The following is an 18,039-nucleotide window of genomic DNA, read 5'->3' as shown; positions in this document are numbered from 1 at the left end:
CGCGCCCGATGGTGAAGACAAATCCGTGCCCTCTCGGTCCCAGATTCGCGCCGTGCCCAATCAGACGGGCTAGCCCCTCGGGTCGCTTCGATCGATGGCATGGAACCGCACCCCTTATCCAGCGTGGTGGGAGGGAATACGAGCGGGATCGCGACCGGTTGATCAACAGCCCAACCCATCCGCTGAAAGAGCTCTGCAATGTCGACACCCGTTGCCACTGTTCCACCGAGGATCACTGCGCGAGCGCCGATTGTGCCATTTGTCGATGCTACTAGTTGCTCTGGCTGTACCGCCCGTACGCCGAACCATCTACGGAGCCACCAGACGCAAAGTCAGGGGCAAGTCTTGCCGGCGCTGGAGCGATGTGCTCACCACCCGGCCGTGCCCGGGCCACCCTTGAACGGACCAACGATTTGCGTGGTGATCCAGCCGCCGTAGAAGTCACCATCCTGGAAGGTCACTTGCTCGCCGTTGACCTCACAGGAGTCCATGTGATCCGGGTATAGGGCCACTCGGGTACTGAGCGCCTCGAAACCCCGGGTGGGTTCCGGGTAGGTCCACCCGGCACGGGCAGCTACGACTCCGCCGGCAACGACGTCGAAGTAGTGCGCTTCTCCCTTGAACTCGCAGAAGCTGGTGCCCTCGACCGGGACGAGCACACCGGCAGGGAATGCGTCCAATGGCAAGTAGTAGACAGGGGGGATGACTCGTCTCCAGGACGCGCACTGCATCGGTGGTGTCGGCAATCAGCTGCCCGCCAAGCCGGACGGTGACCCGGTCGGATCGAGGCTCGACCCTTGGTGGCCGCGGGTAGTCCCACACCGATTCTTGACCGGCCTGGGGTTTGATGGGCTGGGGACGCCGGAAGAAGCCGGAAAAAACGTGAGCAGGAGTCATGCCTCCATGCTGCCATCTACCGCTGGGATGCCACCGTGAACGCCGGGGGAGGTCGCGGTTGGCACATAGGGCGGCAGGTTCAAGCGGTCATTGCAACAGAAGGTTGTTCGGTCACTTCAACTAGAGGTTCGATGGAGGCATAGCCGAATCACCATAGGATTCGTGGGCCAACCCGGAGTCCCCTACTCACAAGGCGGCAGCACTCTGGGCGCTGTGCGCAGAACGCGCCCTGCCCGTGTTCGAAGATCGACGGCCGAATGACGATCGGCCGCGCGTGCTGCCGGTCAGGCTGCTCTACAACCACTTCCGCGGCGACATGGAACACAAACCGAACCCCAACCTTGCCCCGGTCGGCAAGGGCCCCTACTATGCCGCCAAGATCCAGATGGGCGATCTGGGCACCTTCGCAGGCATCGGCGTTAACGAACGCTGCGAAGTCACCACCGAAGAGGGAACCGCCATTCCCGGCCCCGCCCTGGTATTCGGCTACCGGCCGGAAGGGACATCACCAAGCTCGCAGCCGGCCGCGGCGTACCGCGAGTGGCCGGCGTCTGAGACCCCTACCGGTCCTGACAGGACGCCCAGCCGAAGATTCGAAGGAGTAAGGAAACAGGATGCTCAATGGTAGATCCGCGGTCGTGACGGGTGGGGCTTCCGGAATCGGCGAAGCCATAGCCCGCAAACTTGCCGATGCCGGTGCTGCGGTCACCATCGGCGATATCGGAAGCAGCGTTCCGAGGATTGTCGATGACATAACAGCCCGTGGGGGCAGAGCCGAATTCATTCGCACGGATGTCACCGATGAACCTTCGGTGCGCGGTCTGATGGAAGGCGCTGCGCGCGCCTTTGGAGGCCTGGACATCCTGGTAGCCAACGCCGGCATTCCCGAGGTGAAAACACCGCTTCACGAACTCGACATGTCCAATTGGCAACGTGTCATCGACGTCGACCTCACGGGTGTTGCCATCTGCAACAAGTGGGCTGTCGCAACGATCCTGGGGCTCCGCAGGGAAGCCGCAGAACCCCGGACCGCGTCGGTGATCAACATGGCCTCGATTCTTGCCCACGTGGGCCAGGCGAACAGCAATGCCTACTCTGCAGCGAAAGCCGCCGTAGCGAACTTCACCCGGTCCGCTGACCTATGCCCGGGAGGGGATCCGCTTCAATGCGGTGTCACCGGGTTACGTGGACACGCCGCTGCTGGCGCAACTCCCCGAAGAGACCCGCTCGCAGATGATTTCCAGGCAACCTATCGGACGACTGCTCCGACCGGACGAGATCGCGAACGTTGTTCTGTTCCTGTCGAGTGATGCCTCCTCCGCACTGACGGGATCCATTATCAACGCCGACGGAGGATACACCGCCATCTGAAATCCAATCGGTCGGTTGCTGCGCCCGGACCTAGGCTTACGCAACGCGCCTACTTTTGTTTGCGGGTGTGGGTCGCAGAATGACTGGGCTGTTCAGCCGGGCATAAGGGGGATTCTTGGTGCCGGGTGTGCGGAAGCCCCCACCAGGGCCTTCCGCACATGAAACAGCCTCAGATCGGCCCCTGAGCAGCATTTCCTGCCTGCCCTGTGGTGGCGCGGTTGCCCGTCCTCTACCGGAAAGCATCTTCCGCAATCATGGAGCCGGCCGAATCCTGCTGCCGGAACGTGCGGATCTGTGAGTGGACTGTTAGGAGGGCCGGATCATGATGGCGATCCTGCAGTCCTGGTGCCAGGGCGTCGAGCTGTGGGGTGAGGCGAACATGCGGAAAATCTGGCCGGCCGCGAACGTCAAGGTCTACGGCGGCGGTGTCGCCGAAGACGGGTTCCTCCGCGTCTGCAGGACCCGTATCAGTCAATCCGTCACGGCAGGGGCCTCAGGGCGCGCGAAAACTGTGCGCCGACTTGATCGATGCCGAGAGGTCCGATCGGAAGAAGGCCAACACCTCCGCAGCACGAGCCGCGTTGTTGGAGGATGCCGCGACAGCACCCGCGAAGACCGTGATAATCGCGCAGTCGGCCGGGAGAACGCCGAGGACGCACACGCCGGGTTGCCCGACCAGTTCGCTGAGCTGCTGCAGGCCGAGATCTACCTCTCCCTCGGCGAGCAGGCGCGCCACGGGTACGCCTGGACGGGCCTGCACAAGCCGGTCGCTGACCTCATCGGTCATGCCCCACTGGTCGATCATTCGCAATAGCTCGGTGCCGCTCGGTCCGGTGGAATATCCGATGCGGAATGCCGCGCGCAGGGCGCCGCGAAGCTCGTCGGCATTCGCAAAGGCCGTGCCTTCGGAACATGTGGCTGCATCGGCGCTGCGTGCGGCCACGCCTACGGCGACCTCCGACAGTACGATCGGGGTGATGGATGCCGGATCGACGTGCCCCTCGGCAGCGAGGCGTTGGAGAGCGTCCTCGGCGAGGAACACAAGGTCGAACGGCTCACCGGCGGTCACCCGCTGGGCGGCGGTCACTCCGCCTACGGATTCGAGCTGCAGAAGCGGTAGCCCGGCCCCGGCGGCAGCTTCAGCGAGGTCGGCGAGAACGTGGCGGGTGGCCATCGACGAGATCGCCCTCATGCGGCATCCTCGAAAGTCTCGGCGTCTACTTCGGCAGCAGATGCTGGCGCATATCGCGCGCCAGAGATGGTGGCCGTGCCAATCAGCTCGCCGGCCCGCGTCAGCAGCGCGTCGTCGACAGAGATGTCGGCCGCCGCCATGTTCTCACGCAGGTGCGCGACGCTCGTTGTTCCCGGGATCGGCAGAACGTGATCGCCGCGGGAGAGCAGCCAGACCAGCGCGAGCTGTGCTGGGGTGCAACCGGCCTCCGCAGCCAGCTCACGCCAAGGGGCCAGCAGCGTCGCATTCGCACCCCAGTGCTCGGGCTGGAAGCGCGGCATGCTGCGGCGGATGTCGTTTGGGGCCAGCTTACCTGGGTCCTTGATCGCATCGGCGAGGAAACCCCTTGCGACCGGCGAAAACGCAACCAGGGTCACGCCGTCCTCGCGAGTGGCGTCGAGCATGCCAAGCTCGGCATTGCGACTCCACAGCGAGTACTCGTTCTGCACGGCCGCGATAGGGGTGATTGACTGCGCCTCGCGCAGTCGTGCGACCGACACCTCGGACAGGCCGATTGCGCCGATCTTGCCCGCGGCGACCATCTCGGCCAGTGCGCCGACGCTATCGCCGATCGGCACCTTCTTGTCCCACCGGTGAAGGTAGTACAGGTCGATGTAATCGACGCCAAGGCGGCTCAGCGAAGCATCGACCTGTGCGCGCAGCGTATCGGGGCGTCCATCGATGACTTTTACGCCGTCGACGGACGCCATCCCGCACTTACTCGCCAGGAAGACCTCGTCGCGGCGCCCCGCGATCGCAGCACCTACAAGCTCTTCGTTGCGGCCGCCGCCGTACAGTGTTGCCGTGTCGAGCATCCCGATGCCTTCATCGAGAGCTGCGCGCAGCATCGCCAGGCCCTCGTCACGCGTCGGGGGGACGCCGTACGCGTGGCTCAGCGACATACAGCCCAGACCGGTGGGGGGTAGCCTCACGCCAGCTGCTTCTCAAGCGCGCCGAGCACGCGGTAGCAGTCGATGACCTGGCGGATCGACGAGTTCGGCTCGCGCCCCTCGCGGATCGCGCTGACGAACTCGCGGTCCTGCAGCTCGATGCCGTTCATGCTCACCGCCACCTTCGAGACGTCGATCTGCTCGTCGCGGCCGTTGAAGAGGTCGTCGTAGCGCGCGATGTACGTCTCGGTGTCGCCGATGTAGCGGAAGAACGTGCCGAACGGGCCGTTGTTGTTGAACGAGAGGGACAGGGTGCAGATCGCCCCGGTCTCGCTCTTGAGCTGGATCGACATGTCCATCGCGATGCCCAGATCCGGGTTGATGGGGCCCTGGATCGCGTTCGCCTGCACGATCTTGCCCGCCTGGTAGGCGAACAGGTCGACAGTGTGCGCGGCGTGGTGCCACAGTAGGTGGTCGGTCCAGGAGCGCGGCTCGCCCTTGGCATTCGTGTTCGTGCGGCGGAAGAAGTACGTCTGCACGTCCATCTGCTGCACGTTGAACGAGCCCTCGGCGATCCGGTTGTGCACGAGCTGGTGCGAGGGGTTGAACCGCCGCGTGTGGCCCACCATGGCGACGCGGTCGGACGCCTCGGCCGCGGCGAGCGTCGCCTCGGCGTCGGCTAGCGAGTCGGCGAGCGGGATCTCGACCTGCACGTGCTTGCCGGCCTTGAGGACCTTCTGCGTCTGCGAGGCGTGCAGACCCGTGGGCGTGGCGAGGATGACGGCATCGACGTCGTCGCGCTCGAGCACGGCGTCGAGCCCGACGACGGCGTTGGCGACGCCGTACTTGGCGGCGACTTCCTGGGTGGGTTCGAGCCGCGTGCCGCTGACGACGGTCACCTCGGCATCGGAGATGTTCATCAGGCCGTCGAGATGTTTCATGCCGAAGGCGCCTGCGGCGCCGACGACGGCCACACGGATCTTGTCAGTCATGGGGGCTCCTTTGTTGCGGATGCGGTCAGTCGGTCGGGTTCGTGAGAACAAGGTGGCCGACGGCGGTGTTCGACGCCGGCACGTGGTAGAACCGGTGGTCAACAGAAGGCGCCTCGCCGCCGAACTGGTCGTCCATCGCGCCGCGCGCGATCAGCCAGTCGACGAGCTCGATGCCCTCGGACCCCGCCTCATCAACGTACTCCATGTGATCCCACTCGGTCAGGCCCAGCGGGTCGGCGATGAGGTGGTCGAGGAACGCGTTGTCCCACTCCTCGTTGATGAGGCCGGCACGGGGACCCTGGAGCTGGTGGCTCATGCCGCCGGTGCCCCAGATCTGCACGTTGAGCTCCGGGCCGTCCCACTTGTCGAGGGCGCGGCGAAGGGCCTTGCCGAGCTCGTAGCAGCGGCGGCCGGAAGGCACCGGATACTGCACCACGTTGACGGCCAGCGGGATGACCTTGCACGGCCACTCCTCGACGTCGCCGAAGACGAGCGAGAGCGGAACGGTGAGCCCGTGGTCCACGACCATCTCGTTGACGAGGGTGAGGTCGAAGTCGTCCTGGATAACCGACTGCGCGATGTGCGCGGCGAACTCCGGGTAGCCCTTCACGCCGGGCACAGGGCGGGGGCCGTAGCCCTCGTCCGCGACCGGGTATTCTGCCCCGGTGCCGAGCACGAAGGTGGGGATGATCGACGAGTCGAAGGCCGTGGCGTGGTCGTTGTAGACGAGGATGACGACGTCGGGCGTATTCTCCTTGGCCCACCTGCGGGTCCACTCGTAGCCGGAGAACACCTTCTTCCAGTACGGCTCCTCGGTTTTGCCGAGGTCCATCGCGGCGCCGATCGCCGGGACATGCGAGGTGAACAGCGCCGACGTGTACTTCGCCGGGGCGTTCTCGCGCATGGTCTGGGACTTCTCGCGCGGCGCCGGCGGGACCCAGCCGTCGAGGTCCTTGAGGCGGTTGCCCTCGGGGCGGCGTCCGCCGCCGATCATCATGTCGCGGTAGGCGGCCTCGGACATGCCAGTCATGGAGCCGGCCATCTGCTGGAAGCTCAGGCCGTGCGTGGCGCCGATCTTGCTCAGGAAGTAGATGTTGCCGCCCTCGGCCATCATGGCGTTGAGGTCCATGTCCAGCACGGCCTGGCGCTGCTTGGGCGAAAGGGGCCACTCATCGAGGTACGCCTCGCGGTCGGCCAGGTAGCGCTGGCGGTTCTCGGGCTTCATCAGCGACATCGAGAACTGGTTGAGGTGGTATCCCTTGCGGGCCATCTCCGCGTCGAAGATGATCGTGCCGGGAACGTCCTTGTACGGCTTGTCGAGTGCCATGTCATGCTCCTTCGGGCCAGTAGAGGCGGCGCGGGTTGTCCACGAGCAGCTTCTGCTGCAGCTCGGGGGTCGTCGCGATCTGTGGGATGTAGTCGACCAGCAGCCCGTCGTCGGGCATGTGGTCCTTGAGGTTGGGGTGGGGCCAATCGGTTCCCCACAGCACGCGGTCGGGGAACTCCTCGACCACGCGTCGGGCGAACGGCACCACGTCTGTGTAGGCGTGCTGTTCGCCGTCGAGAGCGCGCGGGCCGGTGACGGACAGGCGCTCTGGGCAGGAGACCTTGGTCCACACATTGGTGTTCTCGCGCATGAAGCGCAGGAACAGTGCGAACTCAGGGCCGTCCGGGTCCTTGGACACGTCGGGTCGGCCCATATGGTCGACGACGACGTCGGTCGGGATCGCGGAGAAGAAGTCGTAGAGCTCCGGCAGGTCCTCGGCCTCGAAGTAGATGACCACGTGCCAGCCGAGCGGCGCGATCTTCGCGACGATCTCCCCGAGCGAGTCGGTGGGCACCCGGTCGACGAGGCGCTTGACGAAGTTAAAGCGGACCCCGCGGACGCCGGCCGCGTGCAGCTCGGCCAGCTGCTCCTCGGTCACGTCGCGGCGGACCGTAGCGACGCCGCGGGCGCGGCCGCCGCTGCGCTGCAGCGCATCGACCAGTGCCCGGTTGTCGGCGCCGTGGCAGGTTGCCTGGACGATCACGTTGCGGTCGAAGCCGAGTTGGTCGCGCAGCGCGAAGAGCTGCTCCGCCGAGGCATCGCACGGGGTGTACTTCCGCTCGGGGGCGTAAGGGAACCGCTCCCCGGGTCCGAACACGTGGCAGTGCGCGTCGACCGCGTCGTCCGGCAGTCGGAACGTGGGCTTGGTGGGGCCGTCGTACCAGTCGAGCCAGCCTGCGGACTTCTCGAAGCCTCCCGTGGTGTCTCCGTGCGCCACGGTCACTTCTCCACGTACTCGAGGCCGGCGGCGGCGAGCGGCTCCCGCATGCCGTAGATATCCAGGCCCAGGACGCCCTCACGGAACTTCACGCGTTTGGCTTCCTCGTTATCCTCGCGCTTCTGGCTGGCGTCTGCCACCGCTCCGACCAGCCCGCGCGGGACAACCACGACGCCGTCGACGTCGGCCACAACGACGTCGCCAGGGTTCACCACGGCGTTCGCGACCACGACGGGGACGTTCACCGATCCGAGGGTGGCCTTGACCGTGCCCTTGGCGTTGACAGCGCGGGAGAACACCGGGAAATCCATCTTCTCCAGATCGGCGACGTCGCGGACACCACCGTCGATCACCAAGCCCTTGCAGCCGCGGGCGGTCAGCGAGGTGGCGAGCAGCTCACCGAAGAAACCGTCCTCGCTTTCGGTGGTGCAGCCGGCGACGATCACATCGCCTTCCTGTACCTGCTCGGCGGCGACGTGGAACATCCAGTTGTCACCGGGCTGTAGCAGCACGGTCACGGCCGGACCACAGAGCTTAGCGCCGGTGTAGGCCGGCCTGATGTAGGGGCGCAGGAGCCCGACTCGCCCCATCGCCTCGTGGATGGTGGCGACGCCGAACTGCGAAAGCCGTTTGACGTCCGCGGGATCCGGACGTTCGATGTTGGTGCGGACGATGCCGAGGTTGTTCAGTCGCATGTGGTGGTCCTCTCAGAGTCCGCGTGCAGTAAGGGCGCGGTCAAGCCTTGGGTAGACACGGCGGGCGTTGGCTTCGAACACCTGCGCGCGCTGCGCGTCGTTCAGGTTCGGGGTGGCGTCGACGTAACGCTTGGTGTCGTCGAAGTAGTGTCCGCTGCGCGGGTCGATGTCGCGCACGGCGCCGATCATCTCGCTCGCGAAGAGGATGTTCTCGGTCGGGACGACCTTGGTGAGAAGGTCGATGCCCGGCTGGTGGTACACGCAGGTGTCGAAGAACACGTTGTTCAGCAGGTGCTCCTCGATTACGGGCTTGCCCAGCGCCATTGCGAGCCCACGGAAGCGCCCCCAGTGGTAGGGAACGGCGCCGCCGCCGTGAGGGATTACGAGCTTCAACTCGGGGAAGTCGCGGAACAGATCGCCCTGGAGCAATTGCATGAACGCGGTGGTGTCGGCGTTCAGGTAGTGCGCTCCGGTCGTGTGGAAGGCCGGGTTGCACGAGGTGCTGACGTGCACCATCGCCGGGATCTCGTATTCGACGAGTTTCTCGTAGATCGGGTACCACGAGCGATCGGTCAGCGGCGGTGACGTCCAGTTGCCGCCGGACGGGTCGGGGTTGAGGTTCACGGTGACGGCGCCGAGTTCCTCGACGGCACGAGTAAGCTCGGCCACGCTCGTCGCGGGATCCGTACCGGGGGACTGGGGGAGCATCGCCCCCATTAGGAAGCGTTCGGGGTAGAGCTCGCTGACGCGGGCGCACAGGTCGTTGCAGATCCGGGCCCAGGTCTCGCTAACAGCCAGGTCTCCGATGTGGTGCGCCATGAACGAGGCCCGAGGGCTGAATACGGTGACGTCGCTGCCGCGCTCGTTCATAAGCTTGAGCTGATTGGCCTCGATGGTCTCACGGATGTCGTCATCGCTGATGCGCAGGGCCGCAGGGTCAGGAGCGTCCGCGCGTCCTTCAGTGAATGCGATCTGCAGATCACGCCAGGCTCCAAGCTGTGTTGGAGCTGTGGTGTAGTGGCCGTGGATGTCGATAATCACGCGTGTCGTCCTTGTCACTGAGGGTAAGCGGTGCGAAAGCAGCTGCACTTCGTTGATTCAGTGCTGCCCCAACTGACTCTAGGGGTGTTTGCCACCGTGGTCCAATAGATATGCAAAGACTGAGTCATAGATAGGATCTATGACATGACGTTCACCGACCTCAACCAGCTCCGGACATTCGTCACGCTCTACGAGCTGCGCAGCGTCACGGGCGCCGCCAGGCAACTGCACGTGACACAGCCCACGATCAGCTATTCCCTGAAGCGGCTCAGGGAACGGTTCGGCGACGAGCTGTTCCGTCGCGAGGGGAACGACATGGTGCCGACCGCGAAGGCGACGCAACTGTTTGGGCCCCTACACAACGCCCTGGCACAAATAGACGCGACCGTCATGGGATCGGACGTGTTCGAACCGACCGGATTCAGCGGCGAACTCGTGCTCGGACTCACCTCGATCGGCGAGCAGACGTTCCTCCCACCGATCATGACCGCCCTCGGGCGGGTCGGCGCCGATCCGCGAATACAGGTAGAACGGCTCGATTCGGACGAGGTCGAGAGCGGGCTAATCCGCGGCACCATCGATCTGGCATTGACCGTGTCGCTGATCGCCACACCGCGGCTGTGGAGGACGCACGTGCGTTCGGTCGAATACGTGGCTCTGTCGTCCGGGTCGCATCCACTGCCCGCGACCGGGCCTGACATGTTCGAGGGGAGGCGCTTTGTGCGGGTCTCCGCCCGTGGCGGGCACGTCTATCCTTTGCAGGCGCTGACCGAACACGACTTGATGTCCCAGGTCGTGCTGACCATGGAGGAATACGGCACTGTGCCCGCCGTGCTCGAGGCGACGGATCTGGTCGTCCTGCTGCCTCGGCATGTAGCGGGGGTGTTCTGCGGCTGGTTCCCCCGCCTTCGCATCGCCGAGCTGCCCTGGCCCGGGCAGAGCACACCAGTGGAGTTGTACACGCGGCGCGAGGCCAGCCTCTCGCAGGCGCAGCGCTGGTTCCGCTCGCTGGTGCTTGATGCGGTTGCGGCGGACGAATACAAGTCGTAGTCACAAGCGTCTGCGGGCGTTTCAAAATCGGACAGGCTGCCCATCGCCGGCAGGCCAAAGCGGAGCGCTAGCGTTTCGTCCTGTTCCAGCTGGCCTTACCCGGAGCGAACGGGCTACGCACATGGATTGACCATGACGAGTGTGGGTGGATCGTCAGAATCGCGTGCTCCCACCAGGCGCGGGCTTCGTCAGGGAGCTCCGCTAGAACCGCATCCTTGTCGGCGTCGTCCTCCGGACGGGGGCGGAGCGCCTTCCAGACCAGCTGCACCTCGGGCGCCCCGGTCGGAATGCCGTCGACGTCGATCACTGCACGATCCCACGGCAGCTGCAGTCGGGGATCTCGTCGATAAACCCAGACGCTATCCGTGCCGTCCTCGACGTTGACCTGCAATACCCATGCGCCAGTTGCGTCATTATGGATACGGATCGGCTGCAGATCGGCATCCATATCAGCCTCTGCCCAAGGGAGAACGCCGTCGCCTGACGGAACCCACGCGCTAAACGGCGCCGGCAGGGCCTGCACCACTTGAGGCAGGTCGGCGATCGTCGTGCTGACATCGATATTGTCGTGCCCGCGAGTGTTAGTGCCGAGCCAGTGGTCGAGCGCCACCCCTCCGGAAAGCCACCAACGCGCCGATGACGGCCCCAGGAGCTCCGCCACGACTCGCAGGGGCAGGGGTTCCCAGCGCGTCGCTAGGGTGGGTGTGGATGAGGCCATGGCTCAAGGTTACCCGTGGGCGGCGGTGGTTTGTCGAAATGGCAAGGGGATCGAACAGGAAACCTGCGGGAGCAAACGATCCAACAAGGAATTCAGGCTGCTCCTTAGCGCCGCCACATCAGGAACGCCCGACGGCGGGAGTGTCCCGCCGTCGGGCGTTCCTGGGGCTGATAGGGAAACCAAGCGCTTGCTATCAGAGCACGGGGAGGCTGCCGGCGCTCCTGCCTACCCGTGAGTAGATTCCTCCAGACTAGCCGCGGGCCTGGGCGGTGGTGGCCTGGGCTGTGGCGGCCGCGTGGCGGGCGGCCTGCCAGCCGAAGGTCATGCCGGAGGCGACCTGCACGCCTGCGCCGGGGTATTCCGAGCCCATGACCGACGCGGCGTCGTTTCCAGCGGCATAAAGTCCGGCCACCGGTTTGCCCTGGGCATCGAGTGCCTGCCCGTTTCCGTCGGTGAGCACCCCGTAGGCGGTGGCCAGCGGTGTGGGCACGACGGCCATCGCATAAAAGGGCGCCTTCTGCAGCGGCCCGATGTTCGGGTTCGGCCCATGGTCCGGGTCCCCGGCCACCCGGCCGAAGAGCAGCTCGCCCTTGTGGAAGTCCTCATCCACGCCGGTGGCGGCAAATCCGTTGTAGCGCTGCACGGTCGACTCCAAGCCCGCGGCGTCCACGCCGATCTGCGCCGCCAAGCCGGTGAGGGTCTCAGCCTCGTAGAGGTAACCGTCCTTGATGTAGCGCCGCAGTGCCGCACGCGGCAGGTGGGGCATCGTGATCATGCCCAGCCCATACTTTGCCAAGGTCCGCGAGTCCACGACCAGCCAGGCCGGAACCGCCGCGGCGTCCGGGGAGGCGAACATGGCCCGCACGAACCGGTGGTAGGAACAGGATTCGTCCACGAAGCGCAAGCCGTTAGAGTCCACGGCGATCACGCCGGGACGGGCACGGTCCCAGATGTGCGGGAAGACCACGCGGGAACCGTCCCTTCGCCGTCCGATGGAGCTGGGGAACCACAGTGCGTTTTCCCCGTTATCCTTGGCCAGCGTGGCACCGGCCTCCCTGGCCAGGGACAGCGTGTCTCCGGTGGCCCCTTCCCCGGCCCGCGAGTAGAGCGGCGTGGGGGACGGCAGCAGCTTCTTTCGCATTTCGGCGTTTTGGGCGAAGCCGCCGGCGGCGAGCACCACGCCTTGGCGGGAATGGATGCGCAGGCGCCTGCCGTTCTGCACAACCACCGCACCGACAACACGGTCCCCGTCCTTAAGTAGTTCGGTGGTTTGCGCACCGAAAAGGAATTCCACCCCGCGCTTGCGCGATTCGTGGAACATGCGGGCCACCAGCCCGTTGCCCATCACCAGACGTGTGCCTCGCGGACGGGTGAGCCGGTCAAGTGCCCACCGCAGGCCGAGTTGTGCAGCCAGAGCCACGGCCTTGCCACGCTCAGCCAGTGAGCCGTTGTAGAGCTTGAGTAAGGCGGACACGTCCGCACGGCGCAACATCAGGGTCCCGCCCAGAAGGGCGAATTCCGGTACCGGCGGACGGACACGGGCGAAGTCGGCCTTGTCCAGCAGGCGCCCGTCGAAGGGGTCCGGTTCCAATGCGCGTCCGGTCTTACCAGTCTCGGGCAGTTCGGAGTGGTAGTCGACCACGGCAGGGGAGCGACGGAAGGTGACGCCGAGGTCATGCATCGCGTCCAGCATCTTGGGCGCGGCGTCCAGATAGGCGAGCCAGCCTTCACGCGGGGCCTTGTCGCCCACCACAGCATCCAGATAGCGTGCGGCGCGGTCGTAATCGTCCAGGATTCCGTCTTCACGCTGGAATCGGTTGTTTGGCACCCAGCAAGTGCCGGCCGAGTACGCGGTGGTTCCCCCGAGGAGTTCGGTTTTTTCCAGGACCAGGACTTCCGAGCCCAGGGCCGCGGCAGTCAACGCCGCTGAAAGCCCCGCCGCTCCGGTACCGAGCACCACAAGGTCCACTTCCTGATCCCAATTGTCCGACAGGGGCGTTTTCATGTTTCTCCTTCGCGCACATCTGTGTGCGTCACGTGCTGTATGTCCTCCTCATTATGGGCGCCATACAATGTAGCGTCTATGACTAAGTAGGTTACTGATTATGTGCAAAACAAGAATAGTCTGGGTCTGATGCGATGGACCGACGTGCCGCGGTCGTACCGGGACGGGGAACCTGGCACCCGCAGATCGTTTCGGAGCCGCTGGCTTCTGAAGAGGTAAATCCCGAGTGACTCATTGGTGGTTGGACCGCCGATGCCCCCGTCCGAGGACGGTGCTATGTGCGCAAGCTCCCTGTGCTGGTCCGGGGGGTAATCCCTGAAAGCTAGAGCCCCCTGTCCGCCCGACGTTCAGGTTGAGGGTACATTCTGAAGACATGACTGAAATCCGTTGGCTGGAGGCGTTCGTTGCGGTGGCCGAAGAACTGCACTTCGGCCGTGCTGCGCTGCGCCTGCACACGTCGCAGTCCCCGCTGAGCCAGACGATCAAGAAGCTCGAGGCGGATCTGGGGACGCGCCTCTTTGAGCGCAACACCAGAAGCGTGGCGCTCACGCCGGCGGGTTATGCCCTGCTGCCGCGCGCTTACCGCGTACTCCAGGACATGCGCCTGGCCCGCGAGGCGGCACGGGCGGAGGTTGAGGGCGTCCGGGGCAACATCAGAATCGGGTTCTCCGGTGCCGTGAACCACCTGACCCTCCCGCCGCTGACCCGTGCGGTGCGCCGTCGTCATCCCGACATCAAAATGGAACTCACCAGCCGGGTGCGCACGGCGGACGGATTGACCAGCGTGGCTAACGGAACCCTGGACCTTGCCTTCGTGGGCCTTCCCGAAACTCCTGTCCCTTCGGTGCTGACGCGGCTGGTCGCCAGCGAGGAAATCGGCGCGGTGCTGCCGCTGGATCATCCGCTGGCGCAGGAAAAATCCATCCCCTTGCAGGCTCTGGTGGGCGATGACTTCATCTCGCCGCCGCTGGACGGCTCGTCCTCCATGACCGAGGTGATGCTCGCATCCTGCATGGCGGCAGGCTTCCGCCCGCGCATTGTCCAGGAGTTGTCGGACCCCTACATGGTGCTGACCTTCGTGGCCGCCGGTGTGGGAGTCACCCTCATGAGTAGCGGGATCGCCGGGATCATCCCCTCCGGCGCAACATACGTGGCCCTGGATCCGCCGCGCCACTTCATGAACCACGCCATCGCGTGGTCCGAGGGAAATGACTCCGCCGTGCTCGCGGCCGTGCTCGCCGTCGTCGAGGAGATCTTCCCTGAGATCCCCCACTGACCTCACCTCATATAGTCGAATTGCGGCATAGTGATAGATCATTTTAGTCGTGGACACACTAAGTGATTGCAGCCACACTGGAGGGAGAAGCCGCATAACGTGGCAAACCGTTTCGCAGCTGGCCCACCCCCAAGAGCCCCGAGACGGTCCTGTTACCTGAAGGGAACACAATGTCAGTGTCGACATCGGCGCCAGCACGACCCAAGAACAATGCGAAGATCGCAGCCGTTTCAGGGTTCGTGGGAAGCGCACTCGAGTACTACGACTTTTTCATCTTCGGCTCGGCGGCAGCGCTGATCTTCGGCAAGCTGTTCTTCGCCCCCGGTCCTTCCGCGATGCTCTTGTCATTCGCAACCGTCGGCGTTGCTTATGTCGCACGTCCGCTTGGGGCTGTGATCTGCGGACACCTCGGCGACAAATTCGGCCGCAAGAAGGTCCTGCTGGTCACCCTCCTGCTGATGGGCTCCTCGACGTTCCTCATCGGCTGCCTGCCCACCTACAACGACATTGGAATGGCAGCGCCGATCCTCATCGTGGCTCTCCGGCTCCTGCAGGGACTCTCCGCCGGCGGCGAATCGCCGGGGTCAAGCTCCCTCACGCTCGAGCACGCACCGGACAGGAAGCGCGCCTTCTACACGAGCTGGACGATGAGCGGCATCATGTTCGGCATCGTGCTCTCCACGCTGGTGTTCATTCCGGTGGCGTCCATGCCCGAGGACCAGCTGCTGGCCTGGGGCTGGCGCATCCCGTTCCTCGCCAGCGCAGTGGTGACCGTCATCGCCTTTGTGCTCCGTCGGCTCCTGGAGGAGCCGCCGGTCTTCGCCGACGTCAAAGCGCAGGACGAAGTGGTCAAGGTTCCGATTGTCACCCTGTTCCGGCACCACTGGGTTACCGTCATCCGTGTCACCGCCATGTCGCTGTTCACCATCATCAACACCATCATCAATGTCTTTGCGCTGTCCTACGCCACCTCCGTGGTCGGCGTTGAAAAGGGGCTGATGCTGACCGTAATCGCAGTGGCCAACCTCGCCGCAGTGGCCATGGGCCCGCTGGCCGGCATCCTCTCGGACCGGATCGGGCGTAAACCCGTCTTCGTCACCGGTCTGGTGCTGCAGATAGCGATGATCTTCGTGTTCTTCTCGGCCTTGTCGGCGGCGAATGTTCCGCTGATCTTTGTGACCGGCATCCTTCTGATCGGCGTTGCGTACACCGGGTCGAACTCCATCTACCCCGCATTCTTCCCGGAGCAGTTCCCGGTCAAGGTCCGCTACTCCGGCATGGCCATCAGCCTCATGTTCGGACTCCTGCTGGCAGGATTCGCTCCGGTCATTTCCGAGCTGCTGATCGGTGGCGACAAAGCCAACTGGGTTCCGGTCGCAACGTTCGCCGCCGTGGCCTGCGCCATCTCCGCCGTCGCAGCGCTGCTGGCACCCGAGACGTTCAAGACTCCGACGGCCCTGCTGGGACTGAAGAAATCTGACCCGCGGCGCCACGCGGCGTCGTCCGTCACCCCGGAACCCGCAGCACCACAATCCAGCACGGCCGACGCCGCTTCCCACGCAGTTGCCGACAAGGCACGGGCATGAGCCAGCAAACCCTGGCGGGAACCCGGGCATTCCGGCCGCGTGAAGCCAATACCAGCCATCGGTTCGTGGTGGGTTTGCTCGGCTCCGGTATCGGCGGATCGCTCACTCCGGGCCTGCACGAAGCCGAAGCCGACAGGCTGGGCCTTGCCTACACCTACCGCGTCATCGATCTGGACCAGATCGGAGAACCTGCGGAAAGCTCCGCGGCGCTGGTCCGGCACGCAGCGGATCTCGGCTTCGACGGCCTGAACGTCACCCACCCGAGCAAGCAACTGGTCCAGGACAGCCTGGACGAGCTTTCCCCCGAAGCCCGGATCCTTGGTGCCGTCAACACCATCACCTTTCAGGACGGCAAGGCTGTAGGCCACAACACGGACCACACCGGCTTCACCGAAGGCCTCAAGGCCGGTCTCCCGTCCGCCGCCACCGACTCGGTGGTGCAGATCGGTGCCGGAGGAGCCGGCGCGGCGGTGGCCTTCGGTCTGCTCAGCACCGGAACCCGGCACCTGGTCATCGCGGACATCGAACCGGCCCGAGCCGAAGCCCTGGCCACCCGGCTGGCCCCGCACTTCCCGGACAGCCAGCTCTCGGTGACCCGCACGGATGCTGTTGCCGGAAGCATCCGGGAAGCCGACGGGCTGGTGAACTCAACACCCATCGGTATGACAGGCCACCCCGGTATGCCCGTGGATCCCGATCTGATCCACTCCGGGTTGTGGGTAGCGGACGTGATCTACCGGCCGCTTGAAACCGAACTGATCAAGGCAGCCCGCGGCAAGGGCTGCGCCGTGCTCGACGGCGGATGCATGGTGGTGGGGCAGGCAGCCGCCGCCTTCGAGCTCTTCACCGGCATCCCCGCCGACGCCGAGCGCATGCTGGCCACGTTCCGACAGGCGGTCAGCTAGCTATGGATTCCCAGGCACCGAGCACCATCGCCGAGTCCCGCTGCCTGGTCATCGGGGCGGCAAGCGGCATCGGACGTGCGACGGCGGCACGCCTCAGGGCGTCCGGCGCCGCGGTGACGGGTGCGGACCTGCCCTCGGCCACCTGGCCGGGCGGACCAGGCACCTCACTCGCTATGGACGTCACCGACCCGGCATCGGTTGCGGCGGCCGTCTCCGAGGCTGAACGGGAGATGGGAGGGCTCGACGCGGTGGTGAACTGCGCCGGCATCCTGGGCCCTGTGGCCCCGGCTGCCGCCACAACGGTGGCGGACTTCGAACGCATCATGAAGATCAACCTGACAGGGGCGTTCATCGTCTCGCAGGCCGTCCTGCCTGGGATGGCCAAGGCAGGATATGGGCGGCTCCTCCATATCTCCTCGACGGCGGGCAAGGAAGGCGTCGTCAACATGCCCGCCTACTCTGCCAGCAAGGCCGGGATCCTGGGCCTGGTCAAGTCACTCGCCAAGGAGTTCGCATTGTCCGGCGTCACCGTCAATGCCCTCGCCCCCGGCAATGTGGTGACCCCGCTCTTCGCCGAAGTGCCGAAAGAACAGCAGGCGGCCCAGGCCGCCAAGATCCCGATGGGCAGGTTCGGGACGCCCGACGAAGCGGCCGCCCTCATCGAATTCATCGTTTCACCGGCGGCGTCCTACACCACCGGCTCCGTCTTCGACCTGTCCGGCGGCCGGGCCACCTACTAGCCCCGCACCAGCCTCTGCCGGACCGCACCACACTTTCCTACCAGCACCAGAAAGATGGCACCTGTTGATGATCACCCCATCACCTGTCACCGCCCGCACCTTCCGCATCGGAATCGTGGGCTGCGGTGCCATCTCCCGCAACCACCTCGAGGCGTTCCGCGCCCTGGTGAAGGCCTGCGATGACGCCGGCGAGAAACTCGGTGTCCTCTTCCAGCGCCGTTTCTGGCCGTATCCGCGGCGGCGGAGAACCGGCCATCACCGGCCAGGACGCGACGAAGGCCTTGCGGATACTGCTGGCGGTTTACGAATCGTCCCGTACAGGTCTTCCGGTTCGCTTCGACCGGCTGCCTGAAAACACACGATCCCTCGCACAGGTTG

17 protein-coding genes and 2 pseudogenes are annotated in these 18,039 nt (G+C 65.2%); 9 read left to right on the top strand and 10 right to left on the bottom strand.

The features are described 5' to 3' along the window. Positions 1-368: 368 nt before the first annotated feature. Positions 369-897 (bottom strand): annotated as a pseudogene (locus tag E5206_RS14170) (DUF427 domain-containing protein). Positions 898-1,171: 274 nt separating this feature from the next. Between E5206_RS14170 and E5206_RS14165 the strand changes: the two are divergent. The 3 genes and pseudogenes from E5206_RS14165 to E5206_RS19845 form a co-directional block, all read left to right on the top strand. Continuing rightward, positions 1,172-1,525 carry an FAD-binding protein gene (locus E5206_RS14165; RefSeq protein WP_205759936.1) on the top strand — a complete coding sequence of 118 codons (354 nt, stop codon included), beginning with the start codon at positions 1,172-1,174 and terminating at the stop codon, positions 1,523-1,525. Beyond that, positions 1,512-2,207, top strand: coding sequence for an SDR family NAD(P)-dependent oxidoreductase (locus E5206_RS14160; protein ID WP_205759935.1), 696 nt, complete (start codon positions 1,512-1,514; stop codon positions 2,205-2,207). The genes E5206_RS14165 and E5206_RS14160 overlap by 14 nt, the downstream gene beginning before the upstream one ends. Positions 2,208-2,578: 371 nt before the next feature. Beyond that, positions 2,579-2,719, top strand: a pseudogene (locus E5206_RS19845) (TraM recognition domain-containing protein); the annotation flags it as partial. 42 nt (positions 2,720-2,761) lie between these two features. Here the strand turns inward: E5206_RS19845 and E5206_RS14150 are convergent. The 7 genes from E5206_RS14150 to E5206_RS14120 are packed head-to-tail and all read right to left on the bottom strand — an operon-like array spanning position 2,762 to position 9,381. Beyond that, a complete protein-coding gene (locus E5206_RS14150) occupies positions 2,762-3,460 on the bottom strand; it encodes a substrate-binding domain-containing protein (RefSeq protein ID WP_136323045.1) in 699 nt (232 codons plus the stop codon). Then, positions 3,457-4,401, bottom strand: coding sequence for an aldo/keto reductase (locus tag E5206_RS14145; protein WP_136323044.1), 945 nt, complete (start codon positions 4,399-4,401; stop codon positions 3,457-3,459). Before E5206_RS14145 ends, E5206_RS14150 begins: the two co-directional genes overlap by 4 nt. Before the next feature lie 26 nt (positions 4,402-4,427). After that, positions 4,428-5,381: a Gfo/Idh/MocA family oxidoreductase gene (locus tag E5206_RS14140; protein WP_205759934.1), complete on the bottom strand. Its 954-nt coding sequence runs from the start codon at positions 5,379-5,381 to the stop codon at positions 4,428-4,430. A gap of 25 nt (positions 5,382-5,406) precedes the next feature. Next, positions 5,407-6,708, bottom strand: coding sequence for a protocatechuate 4,5-dioxygenase subunit alpha/beta (locus tag E5206_RS14135; protein WP_136323043.1), 1,302 nt, complete (start codon positions 6,706-6,708; stop codon positions 5,407-5,409). Position 6,709: 1 nt separating this feature from the next. Continuing rightward, the gene (locus tag E5206_RS14130; RefSeq protein WP_136323042.1) at positions 6,710-7,645 is read right to left on the bottom strand and encodes an amidohydrolase family protein; all 936 of its coding nucleotides are present in this window, start codon (positions 7,643-7,645) and stop codon (positions 6,710-6,712) included. Positions 7,646-7,647: 2 nt separating this feature from the next. Continuing rightward, on the bottom strand, positions 7,648-8,340 hold the full coding sequence (gene ligK / locus E5206_RS14125; protein WP_136323041.1) for a 4-carboxy-4-hydroxy-2-oxoadipate aldolase/oxaloacetate decarboxylase: 693 nt from the start codon (positions 8,338-8,340) through the stop codon (positions 7,648-7,650). A gap of 12 nt (positions 8,341-8,352) precedes the next feature. Beyond that, positions 8,353-9,381, bottom strand: coding sequence for an amidohydrolase family protein (locus E5206_RS14120; RefSeq protein ID WP_136323040.1), 1,029 nt, complete (start codon positions 9,379-9,381; stop codon positions 8,353-8,355). 144 nt (positions 9,382-9,525) lie between these two features. Between E5206_RS14120 and E5206_RS14115 the strand changes: the two genes are divergently transcribed. After that, complete coding sequence (locus E5206_RS14115; protein ID WP_136323039.1) at positions 9,526-10,431, top strand: LysR family transcriptional regulator; 906 nt, start codon at positions 9,526-9,528, stop codon at positions 10,429-10,431. 67 nt (positions 10,432-10,498) lie between these two features. Here the strand turns inward: E5206_RS14115 and E5206_RS14110 are convergent, their stop codons facing one another. Together E5206_RS14110 and E5206_RS14105 are read right to left on the bottom strand one after the other, a co-directional pair. Next, complete coding sequence (locus E5206_RS14110; protein ID WP_240689751.1) at positions 10,499-11,092, bottom strand: hypothetical protein; 594 nt, start codon at positions 11,090-11,092, stop codon at positions 10,499-10,501. 307 nt (positions 11,093-11,399) lie between these two features. Next, positions 11,400-13,154 carry an FAD-dependent oxidoreductase gene (locus tag E5206_RS14105; RefSeq protein ID WP_136323037.1) on the bottom strand — a complete coding sequence of 585 codons (1,755 nt, stop codon included), beginning with the start codon at positions 13,152-13,154 and terminating at the stop codon, positions 11,400-11,402. Between the two features lie 373 nt (positions 13,155-13,527). Between E5206_RS14105 and E5206_RS14100 the strand changes: the two genes are divergently transcribed. The 5 genes from E5206_RS14100 to E5206_RS19470 all read left to right on the top strand — a co-directional run bounded on the left by E5206_RS14100 (position 13,528) and on the right by E5206_RS19470 (position 18,013). Then, entirely contained in the window at positions 13,528-14,430 is a 903-nt protein-coding gene (locus tag E5206_RS14100) for a LysR substrate-binding domain-containing protein (protein ID WP_136323036.1), read from the top strand. 170 nt (positions 14,431-14,600) lie between these two features. Continuing rightward, entirely contained in the window at positions 14,601-16,016 is a 1,416-nt protein-coding gene (locus E5206_RS14095; protein ID WP_240689749.1) for an MFS transporter, read from the top strand. Continuing rightward, a complete protein-coding gene (locus E5206_RS14090) occupies positions 16,013-16,921 on the top strand; it encodes a shikimate dehydrogenase (protein WP_136323035.1) in 909 nt (302 codons plus the stop codon). The genes E5206_RS14095 and E5206_RS14090 overlap by 4 nt, the downstream gene beginning before the upstream one ends. A gap of 2 nt (positions 16,922-16,923) precedes the next feature. Beyond that, positions 16,924-17,661, top strand: coding sequence for an SDR family oxidoreductase (locus E5206_RS14085; RefSeq protein WP_136323034.1), 738 nt, complete (start codon positions 16,924-16,926; stop codon positions 17,659-17,661). Between the two features lie 67 nt (positions 17,662-17,728). After that, positions 17,729-18,013 carry a hypothetical protein gene (locus E5206_RS19470; protein WP_205759933.1) on the top strand — a complete coding sequence of 95 codons (285 nt, stop codon included), beginning with the start codon at positions 17,729-17,731 and terminating at the stop codon, positions 18,011-18,013. The last annotated feature ends 26 nt before the right edge of the window (positions 18,014-18,039 follow it).

It is taken from the genome of Arthrobacter sp. PAMC25564, assembly GCF_004798705.1.
GTDB lineage: Bacteria > Actinomycetota > Actinomycetes > Actinomycetales > Micrococcaceae > Arthrobacter.
Note: the sequence above shows the minus strand (reverse complement) of the source record. Positions and strands in the feature narration are given on the sequence as shown.